The sequence below is a fragment of the Gluconobacter japonicus genome, from assembly GCF_015244665.1.
In the GTDB taxonomy this organism is placed as follows: Bacteria; Pseudomonadota; Alphaproteobacteria; order Acetobacterales; family Acetobacteraceae; genus Gluconobacter; species Gluconobacter japonicus.
On the sequence record NZ_JABCQN010000003.1, the window covers coordinates 477336 to 494948 of the forward strand.

A 17613-nucleotide genomic window follows, 5' to 3' on the forward strand; every position below is an offset into this window, starting at 1 on the left:
GTTTTTACTTCTGGCTGTCAGCTGTCAGACCACGATGAGCCAGCATCGGTTCAATATCCGGTGCCTTGCCATAGAAGGCTTCAAACATCGGCCCGTAATCCATGGTGTGACCCTTGGACAGGATCATGTCACGGAAGCGCTGGCCGTTTTCACGCGTTAGGCCACCATGCTGCGTGAACCAGGCAAAGACGTCCTGATCCAGCATCTCCGTCCACAGATAAGCGTAATAACCAGCCGAATATCCATTGGACCAGATATGCAGGAAGTAGCTGGACCGGTAACGCGGGGGTATGTTCGCTACATCAAGACCCATGCTGTTCAGTGCATCGGCCTCGAACTTGTCAGCATCCTGACGCGGAGCGCTTGCCGGAAGGGCATGCCACTTCATGTCAAGTTCAGCCGCAGCAACGATTTCGCCCAGAGCATAGCCCTGGTTGAACTTGGCGGCTTTCTTGATCTTGTCGACCAATGCCTGTGGCATAGGCGCGCCCGTTTTATAGTGACGGGCGTAATGCGCCAGGACCTTCGGATCCAACGCCCAGTTTTCATTAAACTGGGACGGGAATTCCACGAAGTCACGGGCGACATTCGTACCAGACAGTGTCGGGTATGTCTGGCTTGCGAACAGACCGTGCAGCGCATGACCGAACTCATGGAACATGGTCGTCACATCATCAGACGTGATGAGCTGTGGCTGACCCGGCGCTGCCTTCGTGAAGTTTGCTACGTTGTAAATGACGGGTTTCGTACCAAGAAGCGAGGACTGGCCAACAAAATTGGACATCCAGGCACCGCCAGACTTCGTGTCGCGCTTGAAGTAATCGAAGTACATCAGGCCAAGCTGTGAGCCGTCCTTGTCGAAGACCTCGAACACCATAACGTCCGGGTTATAAACCGGAATATCTGTAAGCTGCTTGAACGTGATCCCATAAAGCTGATTGGCGGCGAAGAACACACCGTCTGTCAGAACCGTCTTGAGTTCGAAGTATGGCTTCACATCATCCTGGTTCAGCGCATATTTCTCGCGACGTACCTGCTCCGCGTAACGGTTCCAGTCCCAGGGCTTCAGCGTGAAGTTTTCGCCATCACGATGGATTGCGTCCTGAAGAACGGTACCTTCCCGCTTCTGCTCGGCAGCTACGGCTGGAACGAGCTTCTGCATGAAGTCTTCGGCCGCTTCGGGTGTTTTGGCCATCTGGTCATAGAGTGTGTAAGCGGCGAAGCTCGGATAGCCGAACAGCGCCGCCTTCTGGGCGCGTAGCTGGGCCAGTTCGGAAATCGTGGCGCGGGTGTCGTTCTTGTCACCCTTCTCCGCACGGTTCCAGCTCTGTTCGAACAGGGCCTGACGGGTTTCGCGCTTGCTCAGATTTTCAAGAGCGGGCTGCTGGGTCGTGTTCTGAAGCGGGAGAACCCATTTGCCGGTCAGCTTGCGGCTTTCCGCGTCCTTCTGAGCCGAGGCGATGGCCCCATCATCAAGACCGGCCAATGCATCCTTGCTGTCAACGACAAGGGCGCCGTCTTTCGCAGCGGCGATGAGCTTCTGCTGATAGACGGATTCAAGATTGGCCAGCTTGGTGTTGATGGCGCGCAGCTTGACCTTGTCGGCCTTGGACAGTTCTGCGCCAGCATGAACGAACTGCTGGTAATACACATCCAGAAGCTGCGCCTGTTCGGCATTCAGGTTCAGGCTGTCGCGGGTGTCATGCAGTTTCTTGACGCGCGCAAACAGGCGCTCGTTCAGATAGATCTCATCTTCATGCTGGGACAGGCGCGGCGCTTCGCGGCTCTCAACCTTGTCCAACTCTGCATCGCTATTGGCCTGATAAACGCCGAAGAACGTTTCCTGCACCCGGTCCAGCAGACGGCCAGCCTTTTCCATCGCCACGATCGTGTTGTCGAACGTGGGGGCGGCCTTGTTGTTCGCAATGGCCGTAATTTCGCGCAGATGATCGGCCATGCCACGCTCAAAAGCGGGCGCGTAGTCACTATCCTTGATCAGATCGAAGCGTGGGGCCTGATAAGGGAGCGTGCTGGCCATGAAAAACGGGTTGGCCGCGGCAGCTTGAGCTTCGGTTCCGGCGAAAGATCCGAGTGTCAGGGCGAAAGCGGCCCTGATCCAGAGGTTGGAAGTCATTGAAACATCCTGAAAGTCTTATGTTACCGCGACTGTATGGGAGAAGCCGCACAACGTCCAACCCTCTGTTTCGTCAGCGGGTTACGCGAGCAGGCGGTCCGCCCAATCTTCCACGCTGTCCCCGCTGCTGAACGCCGGATTAATCAGCCCATCCACCATGAAGGTCGGAGAGACATGAATGCCGTTCTGCCGAGAGTATTTCGCATGCCACTTTACAGCCTTCGTAACCTCTTCAAGCGTAAAGGCTTCTGCGAGGGCGACCCCGCTATAAGCCTCAAGACGTGCGAGGATTTCAGCCGGAGTGGAGTTCATGTTGGGGCCAGAACAATGGTCGGTGAACTCGAATTCTTCCCGATGGTCCGCCACGGCCAAAAGGACATCATGCGCCCTGTCCCTCCCCTGATCCAGCGTAGAGGCTGCGAGAACGGCGCGAACGATCACGCCGGAGAACATGTGCCAGGGCTGGGACTGAAGGCGGATGTGCACTGTCAGCCGATCCTCTCCGACTTCTTCGAGAAGAAGCGGGATTTTGCGAAGCGCCTTGACAGAAAACGGGCACGTCGGCTCCAGAAACATCTCAAATGTTCTTGCGCCCGTTCCCCATTTCAGTGCGGACAAATGTGCCACCATGTCTTTCCTCCCTAATCGTCCAGACGGACTTTCCGGTTGCGCTTAATTCCTGCCCGATGGGATTTTCCATCCATTCGCCTTTGACGGGCCGCCTTACCCGGACGCGTCGGAACGCGGAAAGCCTGTCGATGAGCAGCTTCACGGATCATTGCTGCCAATCGTTCAATAACGTCTTCCCGATTGCGAAGCTGCGTGCGAAAGCGTCGTCCCGTCAACACGATTTCTCCGTCCCGGGTTGCGCGACTTCCTGCAATTTCAAGCAGTCGGGTCCGTACGCGTTCTGACAATGCCGGAGAGCCTGCTGCGTCAAAACGAAGCTGCGCGGCTGTCGCAACCTTGTTGACGTTCTGGCCACCCGGGCCAGACGCAAAGATATAGGTTACTCTCAGATCTTCGTCTTTGAGGATCAGACCGGGCATGACTTCAACACTCATGCATGCGTTCCTACACGAGGCGGTCTCTCTCAGGAAATACCTATCGACTGGGGCGTCCGTTATTCTGTTGTTGCCAGACACGGGGAGACATTCCAAACCATCGTCGAAAAGCCCGGCTGAAGGCACTTGTTTCGGTATAGCCCAGAAGAATGGCGATTTCGCTGATGTCTCTATTGGCTTCCGTCAGAAGGCGAATGGCGTCAATCTGACGGACTTCATCCAGTAAAGCAGAGTAGGAAAGCCCTAACTGCCCCAGCCGACGCTGCAGCGTCCAGGGAGAGAGGGCAAGTTTCTCAGCAATTTCCCAGAACTCGCATCCTCCATGCGGCAGACAGGCTCTGATCTGCATGATGACCTGCTGCCTTAGAGACGGTGCCTGTTCTGACTTTGCGTTCCCAGGCCCCCGGGCCAATGTTACCAGAGAAGATTTCATGATCTGCAACAGGCCAGCATCCGCTCCCGGCATCCGTGTCTCCAGCCTGTCTCTCCGGAAGATCAGCGCATTTCGCCCTGCCGCAAAACGGATATCTGACTGAAACACATCGCGGTGTTCTCCCGCCTGCTCCGGCTGGTCGTGGGCGAACAGAACGGCCTGCGGGGTCCAGGCTGGCCCCAGTCCTGTTCGGAGAATATTTGCAAACATGCCCATCGTCAGTTCGGCATCATGGCGGCGGTGTTGAATGGTCGGGTCAGTGATCATGTAATCGAGCTGAAACGTCTCAGCAGTCTCGGTCAGGCATGTCACAGTAGAAGCCTGATGATACCCGAAATAGGCGGCCAGATTGCGGACGGCCTGCTCTACAGTCTCAGAACACAGGGCGATGTAGCCAATGAGGCCAAGTTGGTGGGGTTTGAACTGCTGGCCGAAGCACAGACCGATATTTCCATTGCGGGTCTCTATTTCGGCTTCGGCAAACAGACGACAGTAGGCCGCAAGGTTCAAAGCGTCGGTCGGCAAGGCAAACTGCCGTGTTGAAAGGCCGGAACGTCCGGCAATCCGCTCCATGTCTCCGCCTTGAGATGTCAGAAAATCTTCCACCCCTGCAGCAGCTGCGGCAAGAACATGGGCCTTTGATTCAGAGGGCTTTGAAAAGGATAACATCGCATCTTCGTGTTGCTGCTCACTCAACGCGAAGTGTTGGGCGGATTGTTGTCAAATGTCAAAACCTTGTCGTCTGGTGTCAAGTCAGGATCAATCCGAAAAAGATATAATTGCGCTAACGGACAAAACCCAGACCGTCTTCTGATAGAGTTTGGACAGATCAGAGAAACAGGATTGTGGCCATGGCTTACGGATGCACCCTGCGAGGGGAACATTACACGTTCGGGGACCTGAAAACCCTGATGGCCAAGGCCTCCCCAGCGCGTTCTGGAGACGAACTTGCCGGTCTGGCGGCCAGTTCTGATGCTCAGCGAATTGCCGCCCGATATGCTCTGGCAGACTTGCCACTTCGCACGTTCCTTCATGAAACGCTCATCCCTTACGAGGCAGATGACGTCACGCGCCTGATTATGGATACACATGATGCTCAGGCGTTTTCGCCTGTGGCGTCCCTGACCGTTGGCGGCTTCCGGGACTGGCTGTTATCCGATGAGGCCACATCTGAAGCGCTCTCTTCCATCGCTGCCGGGATCACGCCGGAAATGGCGGCCGCTGTCAGTAAGATCATGCGCAATCAGGATCTCATGACGGTCTCCCGCAAGATCCGGGTCGTCACGAAGTTCCGAAACACCATTGGTCTGGAAGGCTGCCTGGCGACGCGCCTTCAACCCAATCATCCGACCGATGATCTGAAGGGAATTGCAGCTTCAACTCTGGACGGTCTTCTGCGCGGGATGGGGGATGCCGTCATCGGCATTAACCCCGCGACCGACAGCGTCTCGAACGGCCTCGCTCTTCTGGAGATGCTCGACCACGCCCGCCAGCGCTATGACATTCCGACCCAGACCTGCGTTCTGACACACGTTACAAACACGATCGAGATCATGAACCGCGGCGGCGCGGTCGATCTGGTCTTTCAGTCCATTGCGGGGACACAGAAAGCCAATGAAGGCTTTGGCGTCAGTCTCGGGATTCTGAAAGAAGCTCATGAGGCAGCTCTGGCTCTCAATCGTGGCATTCTCGGCAATAATGTCATGTATTTCGAGACAGGTCAGGGTGCTGCATTGTCTGCCGAAGCCCATCACGGGGTGGACCAGCAGACCGTGGAAGCCCGCGCTTACGCTGTAGCACGGGCCTATAACCCCCTGCTGGTAAATACGGTCGTGGGGTTTATCGGTCCTGAATATCTTTATGACGGCAAGCAGATCATCCGGGCCGCCCTGGAAGATCATTTCTGCGCCAAACTGCTCGGCGTGCCGATGGGCTGTGATGCCTGTTACACCAACCACGCCGAAGCCGATCAGGATGATATGGATAATCTGATGGTCCTTCTGGGGGCGGCAGGCATCACGTTCCTGATCGGGGTTCCAGGTGCGGATGACATCATGCTCAATTACCAGAGCCTGTCCTTCCACGACCTTCTGAGCCTTCGCAAACTTCTGAATTTGAAACCCGCACCGGAATTTGCAGGCTGGCTGGAGCGGATGGGTCTGTATGATGCGCGGAACGACAAGGTTCTGGACGTCCCGCCCGGACAGACCCTTCTCGGCCAGATGGTGCGCTGACCATGACGGACGACCGCATTACCTCCCCGACATCCCAGATACCAGATCCATGGCAAGACTTGTGCCAACTCACCCGCGCCCGGATTGGGCTGGGCCGCACAGGAAATGCCCTGAAAACCAACGATGTTCTGGACTTTCAAGCCTCTCACGCACAGGCAAGGGATGCCGTTCATACGCCTCTAAACATTGAAACCCTGACGGGTTCTCTGGGCGACGAGCCATGCTACTGCGTTCAAAGCCGTGCGCCCGACCGTTCGACCTATTTGCGCCGCCCGGATCTTGGACGGCGACTTGATCCCGAAGCTGCTGCCACACTTCCAAAAGGTGATTGGGATGTGGTTTTCGTCGCGGGAGACGGCTTGTCGTCCTTTGCCACACAGCAGAGTGCAATTCCCCTGTTCCGGGCTATGCAGGCGCAGCTTGCTGACTGGACCGTCGCGCCTCTGGTCATCGCTACCCAAGCCCGTGTCGCGTTAGGCGACGACATTGCCGTGAGGCTTGGTGCAAGGATGGTTGTCATGATGATTGGTGAGAGACCCGGTCTAAGCGTAGCGGACAGTATGGGTATCTATCTGACCTACGGGCCGTATGTCGGCTGCCCCGATTCATCCCGGAACTGCCTCTCGAACATCCACCCACACGGCATGACCGTCCCGGCTGCGGCAGCAAAGCTTTCCTGGCTGATGCGGGAAGCCAGACACCTGCAGCTCACAGGCGTGGGTCTCAAAGATGCTGCACCTGAAGTCGTAGCCCTTGAAACTTCCGTTCCCCTTCTTGAAAAGGACAACGACCAATGAGCGATGCGCCGTCGCATCTCAACAAGTCCCTGAGTGCATTTCATCTTTGGGGTATTGCCGTTGGTCTTGTTATTTCCGGGGAATATTTCGGCTGGAGTTATGGATGGGCCACCGCCGGAACGCTTGGCTTCCTGATCGCTACCGTGTTTGTCGCGCTGGTCTATACGAGCTTTATTTTCAGCTTCACGGAGCTGACCTGCGCGATCCCACAGGCTGGTGGCCCCTTCGCCTATAGTCATCGCGCCCTTGGCCGATGGGGTGGCCTGATTGCGGGTCTCGCCACTTTGGTCGAATTCATTTTCGCACCCCCGGCAATTGCTCTGGCCATCGGTGCTTATCTGAACGTTCAGTTTCCGCATCTCTCGCCCAAAGTCGCGGCTCTGGGCGCCTACGTGATCTTCATGGCACTCAACATTGTCGGCGTGCATATCGCAGCGACGTTCGAACTGTTCATTACAATTGCCGCCATCATTGAGTTGCTCGTCTTCATGGGCGTCGTCGCTCCCGCCTTCTCGTGGGACAATTTCCTGCATGACGGTTGGGGCGTAGCCCCTCATTTCGGCTGGGAAGCCATGGGGGGCATTTTCGCGGCCATTCCTTTTGCCATCTGGTTCTTTCTCGCCATCGAAGGTGTGGCCATGGCGGCTGAAGAGGCCAGCAATCCGCGCCGCTCTATTCCGATTGCGTATGTTGCGGGAGTTCTCACGCTTGTCTTTCTGGCCTTTGGCGTCATGGTTTTTGCTGGAGGTGCCGGAGACTGGCACGCTCTTGCCAACCTGAATGATCCTCTCCCACAGGCCATGAAGCATGTCGTAGGGGCGCACAGCGGATGGCTGCATATGCTGGTCTGGCTTGGTCTGTTCGGCCTCGTCGCATCCCTGCATGGCATCATCATGGGTTATGCAAGGCAGATCTTTGCCATGGCGCGTGCCGGCTTTCTACCGGCGGTTCTCGGCAAAGTTCATCCGCGTTTTCATACACCGTATACGGCTACGATTGCTGGTGGCGTCATTGGCATTGCAGCCATTTTTTCCGATGATGTCATTTCGATTCACGGTCAGTCCCTGACGGCAACTCTTGTCACCATGGCCGTGTTCGGATCTCTCACGATGTATATCCTGAGCATGATCAGCCTGTTTCGCCTGCGTCAGACGGAGCCTTCCCTGCCGCGCACTTACCGCGCACCGCTCTACCCCGTCCTGCCCGGCATCGCCCTGACTGGCGCAATCGTCCTTTTGGCAGCCGTGACATACTACAATCCCGAAGTCTGCGCGATCTACATCGCATTCATGGCGATCCTGAGCACTGTCTTCATGCGAAAATACCAGAACGCACAAACGCGGCTCAGGGCCGGGGTCTGAGTTTATTCGCTGTCGTCTTTCCCCGAAACTTTCAGGAACGGATTTCGCGTGTCGGACAAACACGTCCTGGCAGTCTTCTGCCTGCTCGTTGGAACGGCTCTCCCGTCTTTTGCTTACGCTCAGGCGGCCGCCACGTCGAATACAGCCATTACGCCGGACGGGACACCCAACCCCAATCCACCGACGACGCTACCATCAACGTCCCATCAGGCTGACAGCACTGATCCGGATATCCCGACTCTGAAAGCGGGAAATCTGTTCTCACCCAAGACTGGGCACTCCTTGTCCTACTGGGATGGGCTGGTCGGCCACCTGACTGTTGAAGCGGGGATCAGCGGTAATCCGTGGACGCGGTCTGGACGAAATTTCGGCCAGTTCTATCTGGACCGCGCCAATACCGTGACTCTCAACCAGATCATGGGCTCAATTTCCCATCCCATCACGTCCATAGGCGGCGGTTACGGGATCGGCTTTGTTGCTGAAGTCATGTACGGATCAGACGCACGGTTCGATCCGACAATCGGTATGGGAGATGGTACGCTCACCGGGCTTTATCAGTGGGCCCCTACTCAGGCACATATCGACGTTCACACGCCGTGGATCTTTCGTCATGGGATCGATTTTCAGGCCGGGCAGATGTATGCCCTCATCGGCGCGGAAGGCACACCTGCCCTCGCCCGCCCGTTCTACTCCTTCAATTACGCATCAGACTATATCGTTCCGTTCGAAACGGTTGGCATCATCGCGACGATGCACCTCAGCCAGCATATGGACTGGATCCTTGGCATCGACGCAGGTAATTCCACGACGTTTGGTCAGGCCGGGAACAATAGTCGCCCCAAAGGATATTTCGGCTTCGCCTGGAATAATCTGATGGGGGGCAAACTGAACCTGCATGCTATCGGCCATTTCGGACCGCAGGGAAACAATGGTGCCAGTCGAACCTCTCCCGCTGGCTGGAGCAGCTCAGGGATCGGCAGGGCTGCAAATAGCCTCATGCAATACAATGCAAGCCTTCTGGCCACCTATCACGTCAACAAAACACTCTCGTTAATGGCGGAAGCGCTTTACCTTCATGATGATGCGTCGCGCGATGATGCTTACGGCGTCACGTCCTACCTGTCGTGGGACATTCACCCGTCTTTGACTTTAAACGTTCGCGGTGAAATTTTCCGGGACAATACCGGCGGGATCATCAATCAGTATCCCGGCAATATGTCCTACACGAACTCCCTGCGGAACCGGCCCTATTTTTACTATGGCGCGCCCCCCACGACCTATGGTGCTCTGACGGTCGGCGTGGCCTATCGGCCACCCTTCGTTAACCGCCACCTTGGAAGTGGCGCCCTGACTGTTCGTCCGGAAATTCGTCTGGATAAGTCTTTCAACGGAACGCACCCCTTCAATCAGGCTACCACGGTCTCTGGCGCAGCCGTCAATAATGGAACCAGCAATATGCTGTGGTTCAATCTGGATGCAGTACTAAGTTTTTGATCTGCCACACCTGAGACTGCCAAAAGCAACAGAGCCCGAAACTTCTTGACAGGTTATGCGTGTTTATGACGGTTTGCGCGTGTTTTACGCCCTTCCGGAGCAAATCCCATCCTCAAAGACGAACGCCTGAGCCAGATCCGTGCCCGTTTGCAAAGTCACGGGCGCGTCCTTGCGGCCGATCTGGCTACTGAATGGCATGTGCCCGTTGATATGATCCGTCGTGATCTGCGCGAACTTGCAGAAGCTGGCGAATGCCGTCGGGTATATGGTGGTGCACTCCGTATGCAGCCGGCTGCGGCGCATATCCATTCCCGCATGGGGGAAAATATTACGCTTAAAAACGCACTGGCCAGCCATACTGCGGGTCTTTTCAAAGCCAAACAGGTGGCCTTCATTGATACCGGCTCCACCAATATTGCCTTAGCAACGTCTCTTCCTCGGGATATGCCCCTGACGGTCGTAACCTCCAGCCCTGCGGTGGCAGTTGCCTTGAGCGATGCAAGCCAGATTGAAACTATCATGATTGGTGGACGTCTTGATGGCGCGACCGGAGGAGTCATTGGCTCGGTGGCTGTTCAATCGCTTCAGCATTACCGGTTCGATCTCTGCTCTCTGGGTGTCTGGGCGATTTCAGCCGAGGGCCCAAGCGTATGGGATCCGGAAGAAGCTGCTTTCAAGCGCGAAGTTCTTAGCCGGAGCGAAACCGTCGTGGTCATGGCAGAGGGCAGCAAGATCGGGTCAGGCGGTCGCTTTCCTGTTGCTCCGCTGGACACTGTTCATACGCTCATTGTCTCAGAAGACGCCCCTTCCGACGAACTTTCCCGCATGAACGCCTCAGGCGTGTCCATTCTCAAGGTTCCAGCTCATGACTGACACGTCTGCCGAAATAACCCGTCCCGTCCAGCGTGATCTCATCATTATTCTGGGGCTTCTGACATGTCTGGGGCCACTTAATATTGATATGTATCTGCCCGGTTTCCCAAACATCGGGCATGACTTTCAGGCCAGTGAAACAGCCGTTCAGTTCAGTCTGACCAGCACCCTCATAGGGCTTGCGGTCGGGCAGCTTCTGGTTGGCCCATTCAGCGACGCCCGGGGACGTAAGATCCCGCTTCTGGGTGCAATGGCTCTTTTCGCCTTGTCATCGCTGTTTTGTGCCGTTGCTTCCAGCATTACGACCTTCATCGTTGCACGCTTTCTGCAAGGCCTCACGGCTTCTGCAGGTCTGGTTCTCTCCCGCGCTGTGGTCAGAGACGTTTTCAACGGCCCCGACCTCGCTCGTTTCTTCTCGCGGCTGATGATCATCAACGCGGTTGCTCCCATGGTCGCACCAATGCTTGGGGGCGCCATTCTGGCTTTGCCATCAGCAACATGGCGCACGATGTTCTGGTTCCTGACGGGATTTGGTATTCTTGCATTAGGCCTTGTAGCGGCTCGCCTGACGGAAACACTGGAACTCCACAGGCGTCTTCCCAACTCTCCCCGTGCCACACTGGAAACATTCCACAGCCTGCTGACGGATCGCGAATTCATCGGTCATGCCCTGACTGTCGGTCTTATTCATGGTGGCAGCTTTGCCTATGTCGCCGGAACTCCCTTCGTCTATCAGGATATCTACGGTGTAACGCCGCAGACCTTCAGTATCCTTTTCGGCATCAACGGTCTGGCGCTGGTGGGGGGGAGCTGGCTGATCGGGCGAGCGGGAAGCATGGCCCGTACCGATACATTCCTGCGTGCATCGGTCATCTGCATCACAGTCGCAGCAGCTCTCATCACCTTGATTGCAACGCTCAAGGGGCCGCTTTTCCTGCTAGTGGCTGCGATCTTCCTCTACATGACCTGTATCGGGATGATCCTGACGGCAACCTTCGTTCTTGCCATCGCAAAACAGGGACACCGCGCCGGGAGTGCCAGCGCGATTCTCGGGTCATTAAACCTTCTGATAGGTGGTGTGGCTGCGCCATTGGTGGGTCTGAGCAAAACGAGTGCCCTGCCCATGGGACTAGTCCTTTTGCTGACCTCTCTGGCCGGCCTGTTCACCTGCTTCCAGCTGGCGTCTCGTCATCAGGAGGATGTAACCCCCTGATGACAGGGGTCGTCTCAGGCTTTTTCAAGACTTGGACGACCACGCTCCACTGCGAAGCTCGCATAGGTGGAAAGCTGCCCATCATGGTTGCTGACCTGATCCAGCGTCTTGAGATCTGCACGCCAGACATCCCGCCCAACATCACAGATGACATAACCACGCTTGTCGGTCGTAGCCTTCAGATGCGGGTTCTCACGGCGAACAGATTGGCTGTGTGCATCATTATCGCCGATACCATCGCCACCTGACGAGATGGACGTCGCCAGGAACTCGACAGAAACCGGTTTCTGTTTGTCAGGGTCAAGAACGAGATTACCCGCGTAATGCCGATGCGCATCGCCCGTAACATTGACGACATTTCCGGGACAGTGATCCCCGATGAACTGAAGCAGCCGGTTGCGGCTGTACATGTAACCTGACCACTGATCCATGCTGTAAAGCAGTTCGGAATGGGCTGATTTCCGGTGAGCGAGATCCATGACCATGACCTGATGGGCCAACAGGTTCCAGCATGTGTCGGACTTGCTTAGCCCGTTGAAGAGCCATTCCTCCTGCTGAGTGCCCATCATCGTGCGTTCTGGTGACCACACATCCGCACCTTGCGGTGCATCCTTGTCACCATAGACCTGATCGCTACGGTACTGGCGCGTATCCAGAACGAACGTGTTCATCAGATCACCAAAGCGGAAGCTTCGGTATATCTGCATGTGGCTCCCATCAGGCAGAGAACTCGCACGTAACGGCATATTCTCGTAATAGGCCTGCATGGCTGCAGCGCGACGCAGGCGGAAGAGGTCCGGCGGTGTTCCGTCCTGATCTGTGTCTCCGGCCCAGTTGTTATCCACTTCATGATCGTCAAAACTGACGAGCCATGGTGCGGCGGCATGTGCGGCCTGAAGATCGGGGTCCATTTTATACTGGGCATAGCGCCGGCGGTATTCGTCCAGAGAGTAGATTTCCGGACCGAAATGGCGGCGAACTGCCGTAAAGGGCTTGCCGTAAACCGTGTGAACGCCAGCGCCGATGTCTGCGCCTTCGTAAATGTAATCGCCGTAATGAAAGATAAAATCGACGTTCTCATTCGCGATGGCGCGCCATGCGGAATAATACCCGAACTCATAATGCTGACAGCCGGCTGCCACAAACCGGAGACGCTGGACCTCAGCACCCGGCAGAGGCAACGTCCGCCCACGGCCAATCGCGCTTTCATGGCCTGCGATGCGGAAGCGATACCAGTATGGCCGATCAGACTGCAACCCTTCGACCTCAACATGCACGGAGTGCGACAGTTCAGGATGAGCGATGGTTTGTCCTGTGCGAAGAACTGTTGCGAATTTCGGATCTTCGCTGATGTCCCAATCCACCAGAATAGGTTTCAGATGCGTCATTCCCCCCGCTTCTTCCATGGGGCGGGGCGCAAGGCGCGTCCAGATGACAAAACCGTCTGTTGCAGGATCACCGGACGCCACGCCCAGTTGGAATGGGGACACGTCAAACGTGGGTTTCTTGTCGAGATTATGGGGGGCGGCAGCAGAAAGCTGCCTGAGACGGTAGGTGAACAGAAGACCCGCTCCAAGGCCGGCCAGTACGCGTCTACGGTTCAAAAACATCGGTCAGAGTCTTTCGCTGAGGTCGAGCAGATGTGTGTTCACTCAAGACAGCGGATCGCCCCGTTTGCCCATGCCTTGCCCGCGTTCTTCATGAAACTGTCACAGACCTGACGTCGTAAATTCCGTAATGCATCGCCGCACGCTGTCCATCCTTCAGAATGAATGAGACGATCCTTGGCGGAAAACTGGTTTCCCTGTCAGCAGGAATGGTTACGTCTGCGCCGACGCATCAGAACTTTCACGCACCGTGATGATGCCGAAGATCACCTGCAAACTGCCCTTGCGAATTACTATGAACGCTCACGGGGACAGGTCACCCATCCAGAAGCCTATATTACCCGAAGCGCGCTCAATCTTCATCTGAATGATCTGAAAAAGGCAGCTTCAGGCACTCTCTCGACCACCGGAGATCAGGAACAGATCCTTGAACTGCGTGATCCTGCTCCGTCTCAGGAAGAGGCTTATGCAGCAAGCCAGAGAATGACACGGTTTCATGAAGGGTGTCGGCAGCTTCCAGAAAGAACGCGTCAGGCATTTCTGCTGAACCGCGTTGAAAAAATGAAGTATCGCGAGATTGCCGGTGCCTTGGGAATCAGTGAAAGCAGCGTGGAAAAGCATATCGCCAAAGCTCTCGTCTTTTTGTCTTCATGGATGGACCAGTGATCCCCTCTGAAAACCTGCTTGCCACTCGTGAACGTGCAGCGGAATGGATCGCTCGCCTCCATGCAGATAACTGCACAGACAATGACCGAGCCGAGTTTGTTCAATGGATACGTGGCGATAGCTGTCGAGCGGATGCCGTGGAGCTTCTGACAGACTACTGGGAACTTGGCGGCGGCGTACAGACAAAAGACATTTTGCAAACATTTACGGCTCCGGATGCACGATCAGGCAAGACGCGACGTCGCGTCTTGCTTGCCCTTGCGTCTGTGGGAACTGTCGCTTTGTTTCCCGTAAACAGAAGTGCGAAGGCTTCCCGTATTTTACAAACACCTGTCGGCCGTACGCTGAGAATATCTTTGCCGGATTACGGTTCCTGTCTGCTGGATTCCGGAAGCCGGATGACGTTGTCTGAAGATGGCAATCGGGCACGGCTGGATCAGGGACAGGTTCTCCTTTCGCCGGGTAGCCGGAAAACATTTCGTCTGTCAGCCCGGAACATTACGGTTTATCTCCCCGAGCAGACATCAACGAATATCCGCTCAGACAATTCATGTACGGACATCACTGCCGTGAGAGGACATATTCTTCTGAGCAAGGGAACGGCTTCGTCGACCGATGTCTGGATCAGGACGGGCCAGCGACTGCGTATTCTCAAGAACGGTCGCATGAGTGTTGACTACCCCAATATGGAATCTCTGCTTTCCTGGCAGACAGGGCGGCTTATTTTCCGGAATACACCCTTGTTGGATGCCATTTCCCAGATCCAGAGATACACCCCCCGGAAAATTACCATTGCCTCTCCAACATTGGAAAACCTCAAGCTGAGCGGGATCTATTTCGTCTCTCAAGGCGATATGTTTCTGCGTATGCTGCCGCGCCTGCTTCCTGTCAGACTGCAAGAACAAGGCAATCATTATATGCTCCGGCCATTGTGACGGTTTCATGAAAACACAGGTAATGTCCTGAGGTTTTTTGAATTGTCATTGTCTTTCTGGGGAGAGCGCTTTTTGCGATCGCCAACAGGATAGAGAATACATGGCCGTGAACGTCCGGTGCCCCCTTCGTGCAGCTTTGTTCCTGACCGTAGGAATGACCATTCTGACCCACACTGCTGTTGCTGCTTCGGCAGGGACTGCAAATGTTCATATTGACCGACAGCCAATGGCACAGGCGCTGGAATCCCTAAGCCGACAGACCGGACAAAGCATTCTTTTCTCTCCTGATCTGGTCGAGCATCTTCAGGCTCCTTCCGTTAGCGGTTCCCTGACCCCGGATGAGGCAGCGGGAAAGCTGCTTAATGGGAGCGGACTGACAGTGGAAGTTGCCCCAGGTGGCGGCATGATCGTCCGTCGCGCAGCGGGCGCAAAGCGGCCACCCAGAGCGAGGCGCGCGCCTCGCGTTCGGGAAGCAAACGATATCGAGCAGATTGTTGCTACGGGCCACAGAACACGGTCCGTCCTCAGTATCAGCGGTGACCAGATGCAGGAGATGATGCCTGGTCAGAACCCGATGCAGGCTCTTGATCTTCTGCCTGGCGTAACATTTACCAACGTCGACCCCTGGGGAAATAACGAACAGAACTCCAGTATTTACGTGCATGGTTTTTCCAACACGCAGCTTGGTTATACTCTTGATGGCGTTCCGCTCGGTGCAGGGGCTTACGGCAATTACAACGGCCTTTCCCCGCAACGGGCGGCCATCAGCGAAAATATTGGTCAAACGGCACTGTCTTCAGGAGCAGGCGCTCTCGGAACCGCATCAACCAGCAATCTGGGTGGAACGATCGAATTCACGACCCGCGATCCCAAGGCGAAAGCCGGTGCAACCATCCGCCAGACTTTTGGAAGCTATTCCACCTTCCGGACCTATGCTCGCCTCGATACCGGCAATTTTGGGAATGGAAACTCGGCCTATGTTTCCTTTTCACGGCAGGATGCCCGCCCATGGAATCTTGGTGAAGGCAACCGGCAAGGAGGCTACCAAGTCAATGGAAAATTCGTTCACAAGGGACAGAACACAACAATTACGGCTTATTTTGACTGGCAGAATAAGGCAGAGCCAAACACGCAGGGTCTGACGGCGCCGACTGATCTCTACGCGCGCGGCGCATTCTTTCCGGATCTGAATGCCGCAATGGCGAATTATCCAGGGATGACGTCTAAATCTCCAGCGCCGGGAACACCCAACAACAAATACTATTTCTCAGCTTCGCAGCGTACGGATTATCTAACCTACCTGAAAATCTCGCATCGGTTCTCCCCTAACCTGACCTGGGATAACCAGCTTTATTTCCACTATGATGACGGCGCGGGCGTGGTTGCAACATCCATTCGCACGAATGCCATTCTAACCATTCTCGGGACATATCTTGATCCGACAGGTTCAAAATACATCAAGAATGGTCAGTTTACATATAGCAACGCCGGAATTGATCCCAAGGTCTGGAATGCAACGGGCGGAACAGGTTTTGCCACCCGCACCACGGAATATGAAGATTATCGTGGCGGCCTGACCAGTACGCTGCATTATCACCTCGGTCACCATAACATCGAAGTGGGAGGCTGGTACGAGCGCAACAACAACACTCAGGGGCGGTTATGGTATCCTCTGACAGCGACAGACACACTGACGCCTTACAAGCGCGCGACCAACCCACTTTTCACACAATGGATGAACGCGTTCTACACCAACACTTTCGTCACGCATTTGCAGGATAGCTGGAAAGTCACCCCTCACCTGACGCTGACGGCGGGTTTCAAATCCGAAATGGTGTATACCAACGGAACATTGCCGATTGCTGCTTTGCCGCAATCCCTGGCGTCTTCCGTCAAGGGTGCAAAGACGATCGTCGATACCAGCACGCATACTGTCGCGGGTGGGACTATTCCGTCCTACAAGCCTTTCCTTCCTGCTTTTGGTGCTTTGTGGAATTTTACGCCACATGAGCAGTTTTTCGCCAACATTCAGGAGAACATGAATTCCTTCGCCCAGACAGGTTATGGCAGCACATCCCCATGGGCTGTGACCAGTCAGGAAGCATTTGAAGACTTCAAACGGACTGGAAAACCCGAAACATCCTGGACGTATGAAACGGGCATTCGAACCAATCGCCCTCTGTTCCTCGGGCCATTGACGGGCATCAGTGGACAGCTTGAATACTACCACGTCGATTTCTTCAATCGATTGGGGGCAATCAAACCACCCAATCAAGGTATTTCAGGCGTTGGCGGCACGGTAGCCAATCTGGGCAGCGTTTCGACAAATGGTATGGATCTATCTTTCACTCTGCGCTTTGGTCAACACTTCTCTGTTTATGACGCAGTGTCGTATGTAAGCAGCATTTACGGCAGTGATTTCATGGATGGTTCTACGCTTTACGCCACAAAAGGCGAGAAAGTCCCTGCTATTCCTGTTTGGTCCGACAAGTTTGCAATCAATTATAATCAGGCAGGATTCAACGCCCAGCTTTTTGGCACCTATATGGGCGTACGACCTGGAACGATCACCAACAGTATCATGGTCCCGCCACGTTTTCAGCTTGGATTCAGCTCTGGCTATACATTTAAGCACATTCCTCACATGCAGAGCCTCAAACTGCAGTTCAACGTCAGCAACCTGACGAACACCCGATCCTGGTCAACGATTACGGCAGGCGATGGCTCAACCTATGTCGGATATCCGACACCACCCCGCATGTTCTTTGGTACGGTAGCTGCGTCTTTCTGAAGCTGACTTGG

14 protein-coding genes are annotated in these 17613 nt (G+C 55.3%); 9 read left to right on the forward strand and 5 right to left on the reverse strand.

The window, feature by feature from the left end; translation table 11 throughout:
* Positions 1-4: 4 nt before the first annotated feature.
* The 4 genes from HKD32_RS08660 to qhpR form a co-directional block, all read right to left on the reverse strand.
* Positions 5-2134, reverse strand: a complete 2130-nt coding sequence (locus tag HKD32_RS08660; RefSeq protein WP_194257847.1) for a M3 family metallopeptidase — start codon at positions 2132-2134, stop codon at positions 5-7.
* 81 nt (positions 2135-2215) lie between these two features.
* Positions 2216-2764: a DsbA family protein gene (locus tag HKD32_RS08665; protein ID WP_061930796.1), complete on the reverse strand. Its 549-nt coding sequence runs from the start codon at positions 2762-2764 to the stop codon at positions 2216-2218.
* 11 nt (positions 2765-2775) lie between these two features.
* The gene (gene arfB, locus HKD32_RS08670; RefSeq protein ID WP_194257848.1) at positions 2776-3198 is read right to left on the reverse strand and encodes an alternative ribosome rescue aminoacyl-tRNA hydrolase ArfB; all 423 of its coding nucleotides are present in this window, start codon (positions 3196-3198) and stop codon (positions 2776-2778) included.
* 40 nt (positions 3199-3238) lie between these two features.
* Positions 3239-4300, reverse strand: coding sequence for an AraC-like transcriptional regulator QhpR (qhpR, locus tag HKD32_RS08675; RefSeq protein ID WP_194257849.1), 1062 nt, complete (start codon positions 4298-4300; stop codon positions 3239-3241).
* A gap of 182 nt (positions 4301-4482) precedes the next feature.
* On the opposite strand from qhpR, the gene HKD32_RS08680 reads away from it, so the two are divergent.
* The 6 genes from HKD32_RS08680 to HKD32_RS08705 all read left to right on the forward strand — a co-directional run bounded on the left by HKD32_RS08680 (position 4483) and on the right by HKD32_RS08705 (position 11603).
* Positions 4483-5865 (forward strand): ethanolamine ammonia-lyase subunit EutB, encoded by a 1383-nt coding sequence (locus HKD32_RS08680; RefSeq protein WP_194257850.1) that lies wholly within the window; start codon positions 4483-4485, stop codon positions 5863-5865.
* 2 nt (positions 5866-5867) lie between these two features.
* Positions 5868-6662, forward strand: a complete 795-nt coding sequence (eutC, locus tag HKD32_RS08685) for an ethanolamine ammonia-lyase subunit EutC (protein WP_194257851.1) — start codon at positions 5868-5870, stop codon at positions 6660-6662.
* Positions 6659-8023: an ethanolamine permease gene (gene eat, locus HKD32_RS08690; protein ID WP_061930784.1), complete on the forward strand. Its 1365-nt coding sequence runs from the start codon at positions 6659-6661 to the stop codon at positions 8021-8023. Before eutC ends, eat begins: the two co-directional genes overlap by 4 nt.
* 48 nt (positions 8024-8071) lie before the next feature.
* Entirely contained in the window at positions 8072-9517 is a 1446-nt protein-coding gene (locus HKD32_RS08695) for an outer membrane beta-barrel protein (protein ID WP_194257852.1), read from the forward strand.
* Between the two features lie 135 nt (positions 9518-9652).
* Positions 9653-10390 carry a DeoR/GlpR family DNA-binding transcription regulator gene (locus HKD32_RS08700; RefSeq protein ID WP_337905509.1) on the forward strand — a complete coding sequence of 246 codons (738 nt, stop codon included), beginning with the start codon at positions 9653-9655 and terminating at the stop codon, positions 10388-10390.
* On the forward strand, positions 10383-11603 hold the full coding sequence (locus HKD32_RS08705) for a multidrug effflux MFS transporter (RefSeq protein ID WP_194257853.1): 1221 nt from the start codon (positions 10383-10385) through the stop codon (positions 11601-11603). Before HKD32_RS08700 ends, HKD32_RS08705 begins: the two co-directional genes overlap by 8 nt.
* Before the next feature lie 14 nt (positions 11604-11617).
* On the opposite strand, the gene HKD32_RS08710 is transcribed toward HKD32_RS08705, so the two are convergent.
* On the reverse strand, positions 11618-13213 hold the full coding sequence (locus HKD32_RS08710) for an alkaline phosphatase D family protein (RefSeq protein WP_194257854.1): 1596 nt from the start codon (positions 13211-13213) through the stop codon (positions 11618-11620).
* A 162-nt stretch (positions 13214-13375) separates the two neighbouring features.
* Between HKD32_RS08710 and HKD32_RS08715 the strand changes: the two genes are divergently transcribed.
* The 3 genes from HKD32_RS08715 (at position 13376) to HKD32_RS08725 (ending at position 17602) form a co-directional block, all read left to right on the forward strand.
* Entirely contained in the window at positions 13376-13876 is a 501-nt protein-coding gene (locus HKD32_RS08715; RefSeq protein WP_228118876.1) for an RNA polymerase sigma factor, read from the forward strand.
* A complete protein-coding gene (locus HKD32_RS08720; protein ID WP_194257855.1) occupies positions 13873-14811 on the forward strand; it encodes a DUF4880 domain-containing protein in 939 nt (312 codons plus the stop codon). Before HKD32_RS08715 ends, HKD32_RS08720 begins: the two co-directional genes overlap by 4 nt.
* Positions 14812-14911: 100 nt before the next feature.
* Complete coding sequence (locus tag HKD32_RS08725; RefSeq protein ID WP_194257856.1) at positions 14912-17602, forward strand: TonB-dependent receptor plug domain-containing protein; 2691 nt, start codon at positions 14912-14914, stop codon at positions 17600-17602.
* The last annotated feature ends 11 nt before the right edge of the window (positions 17603-17613 follow it).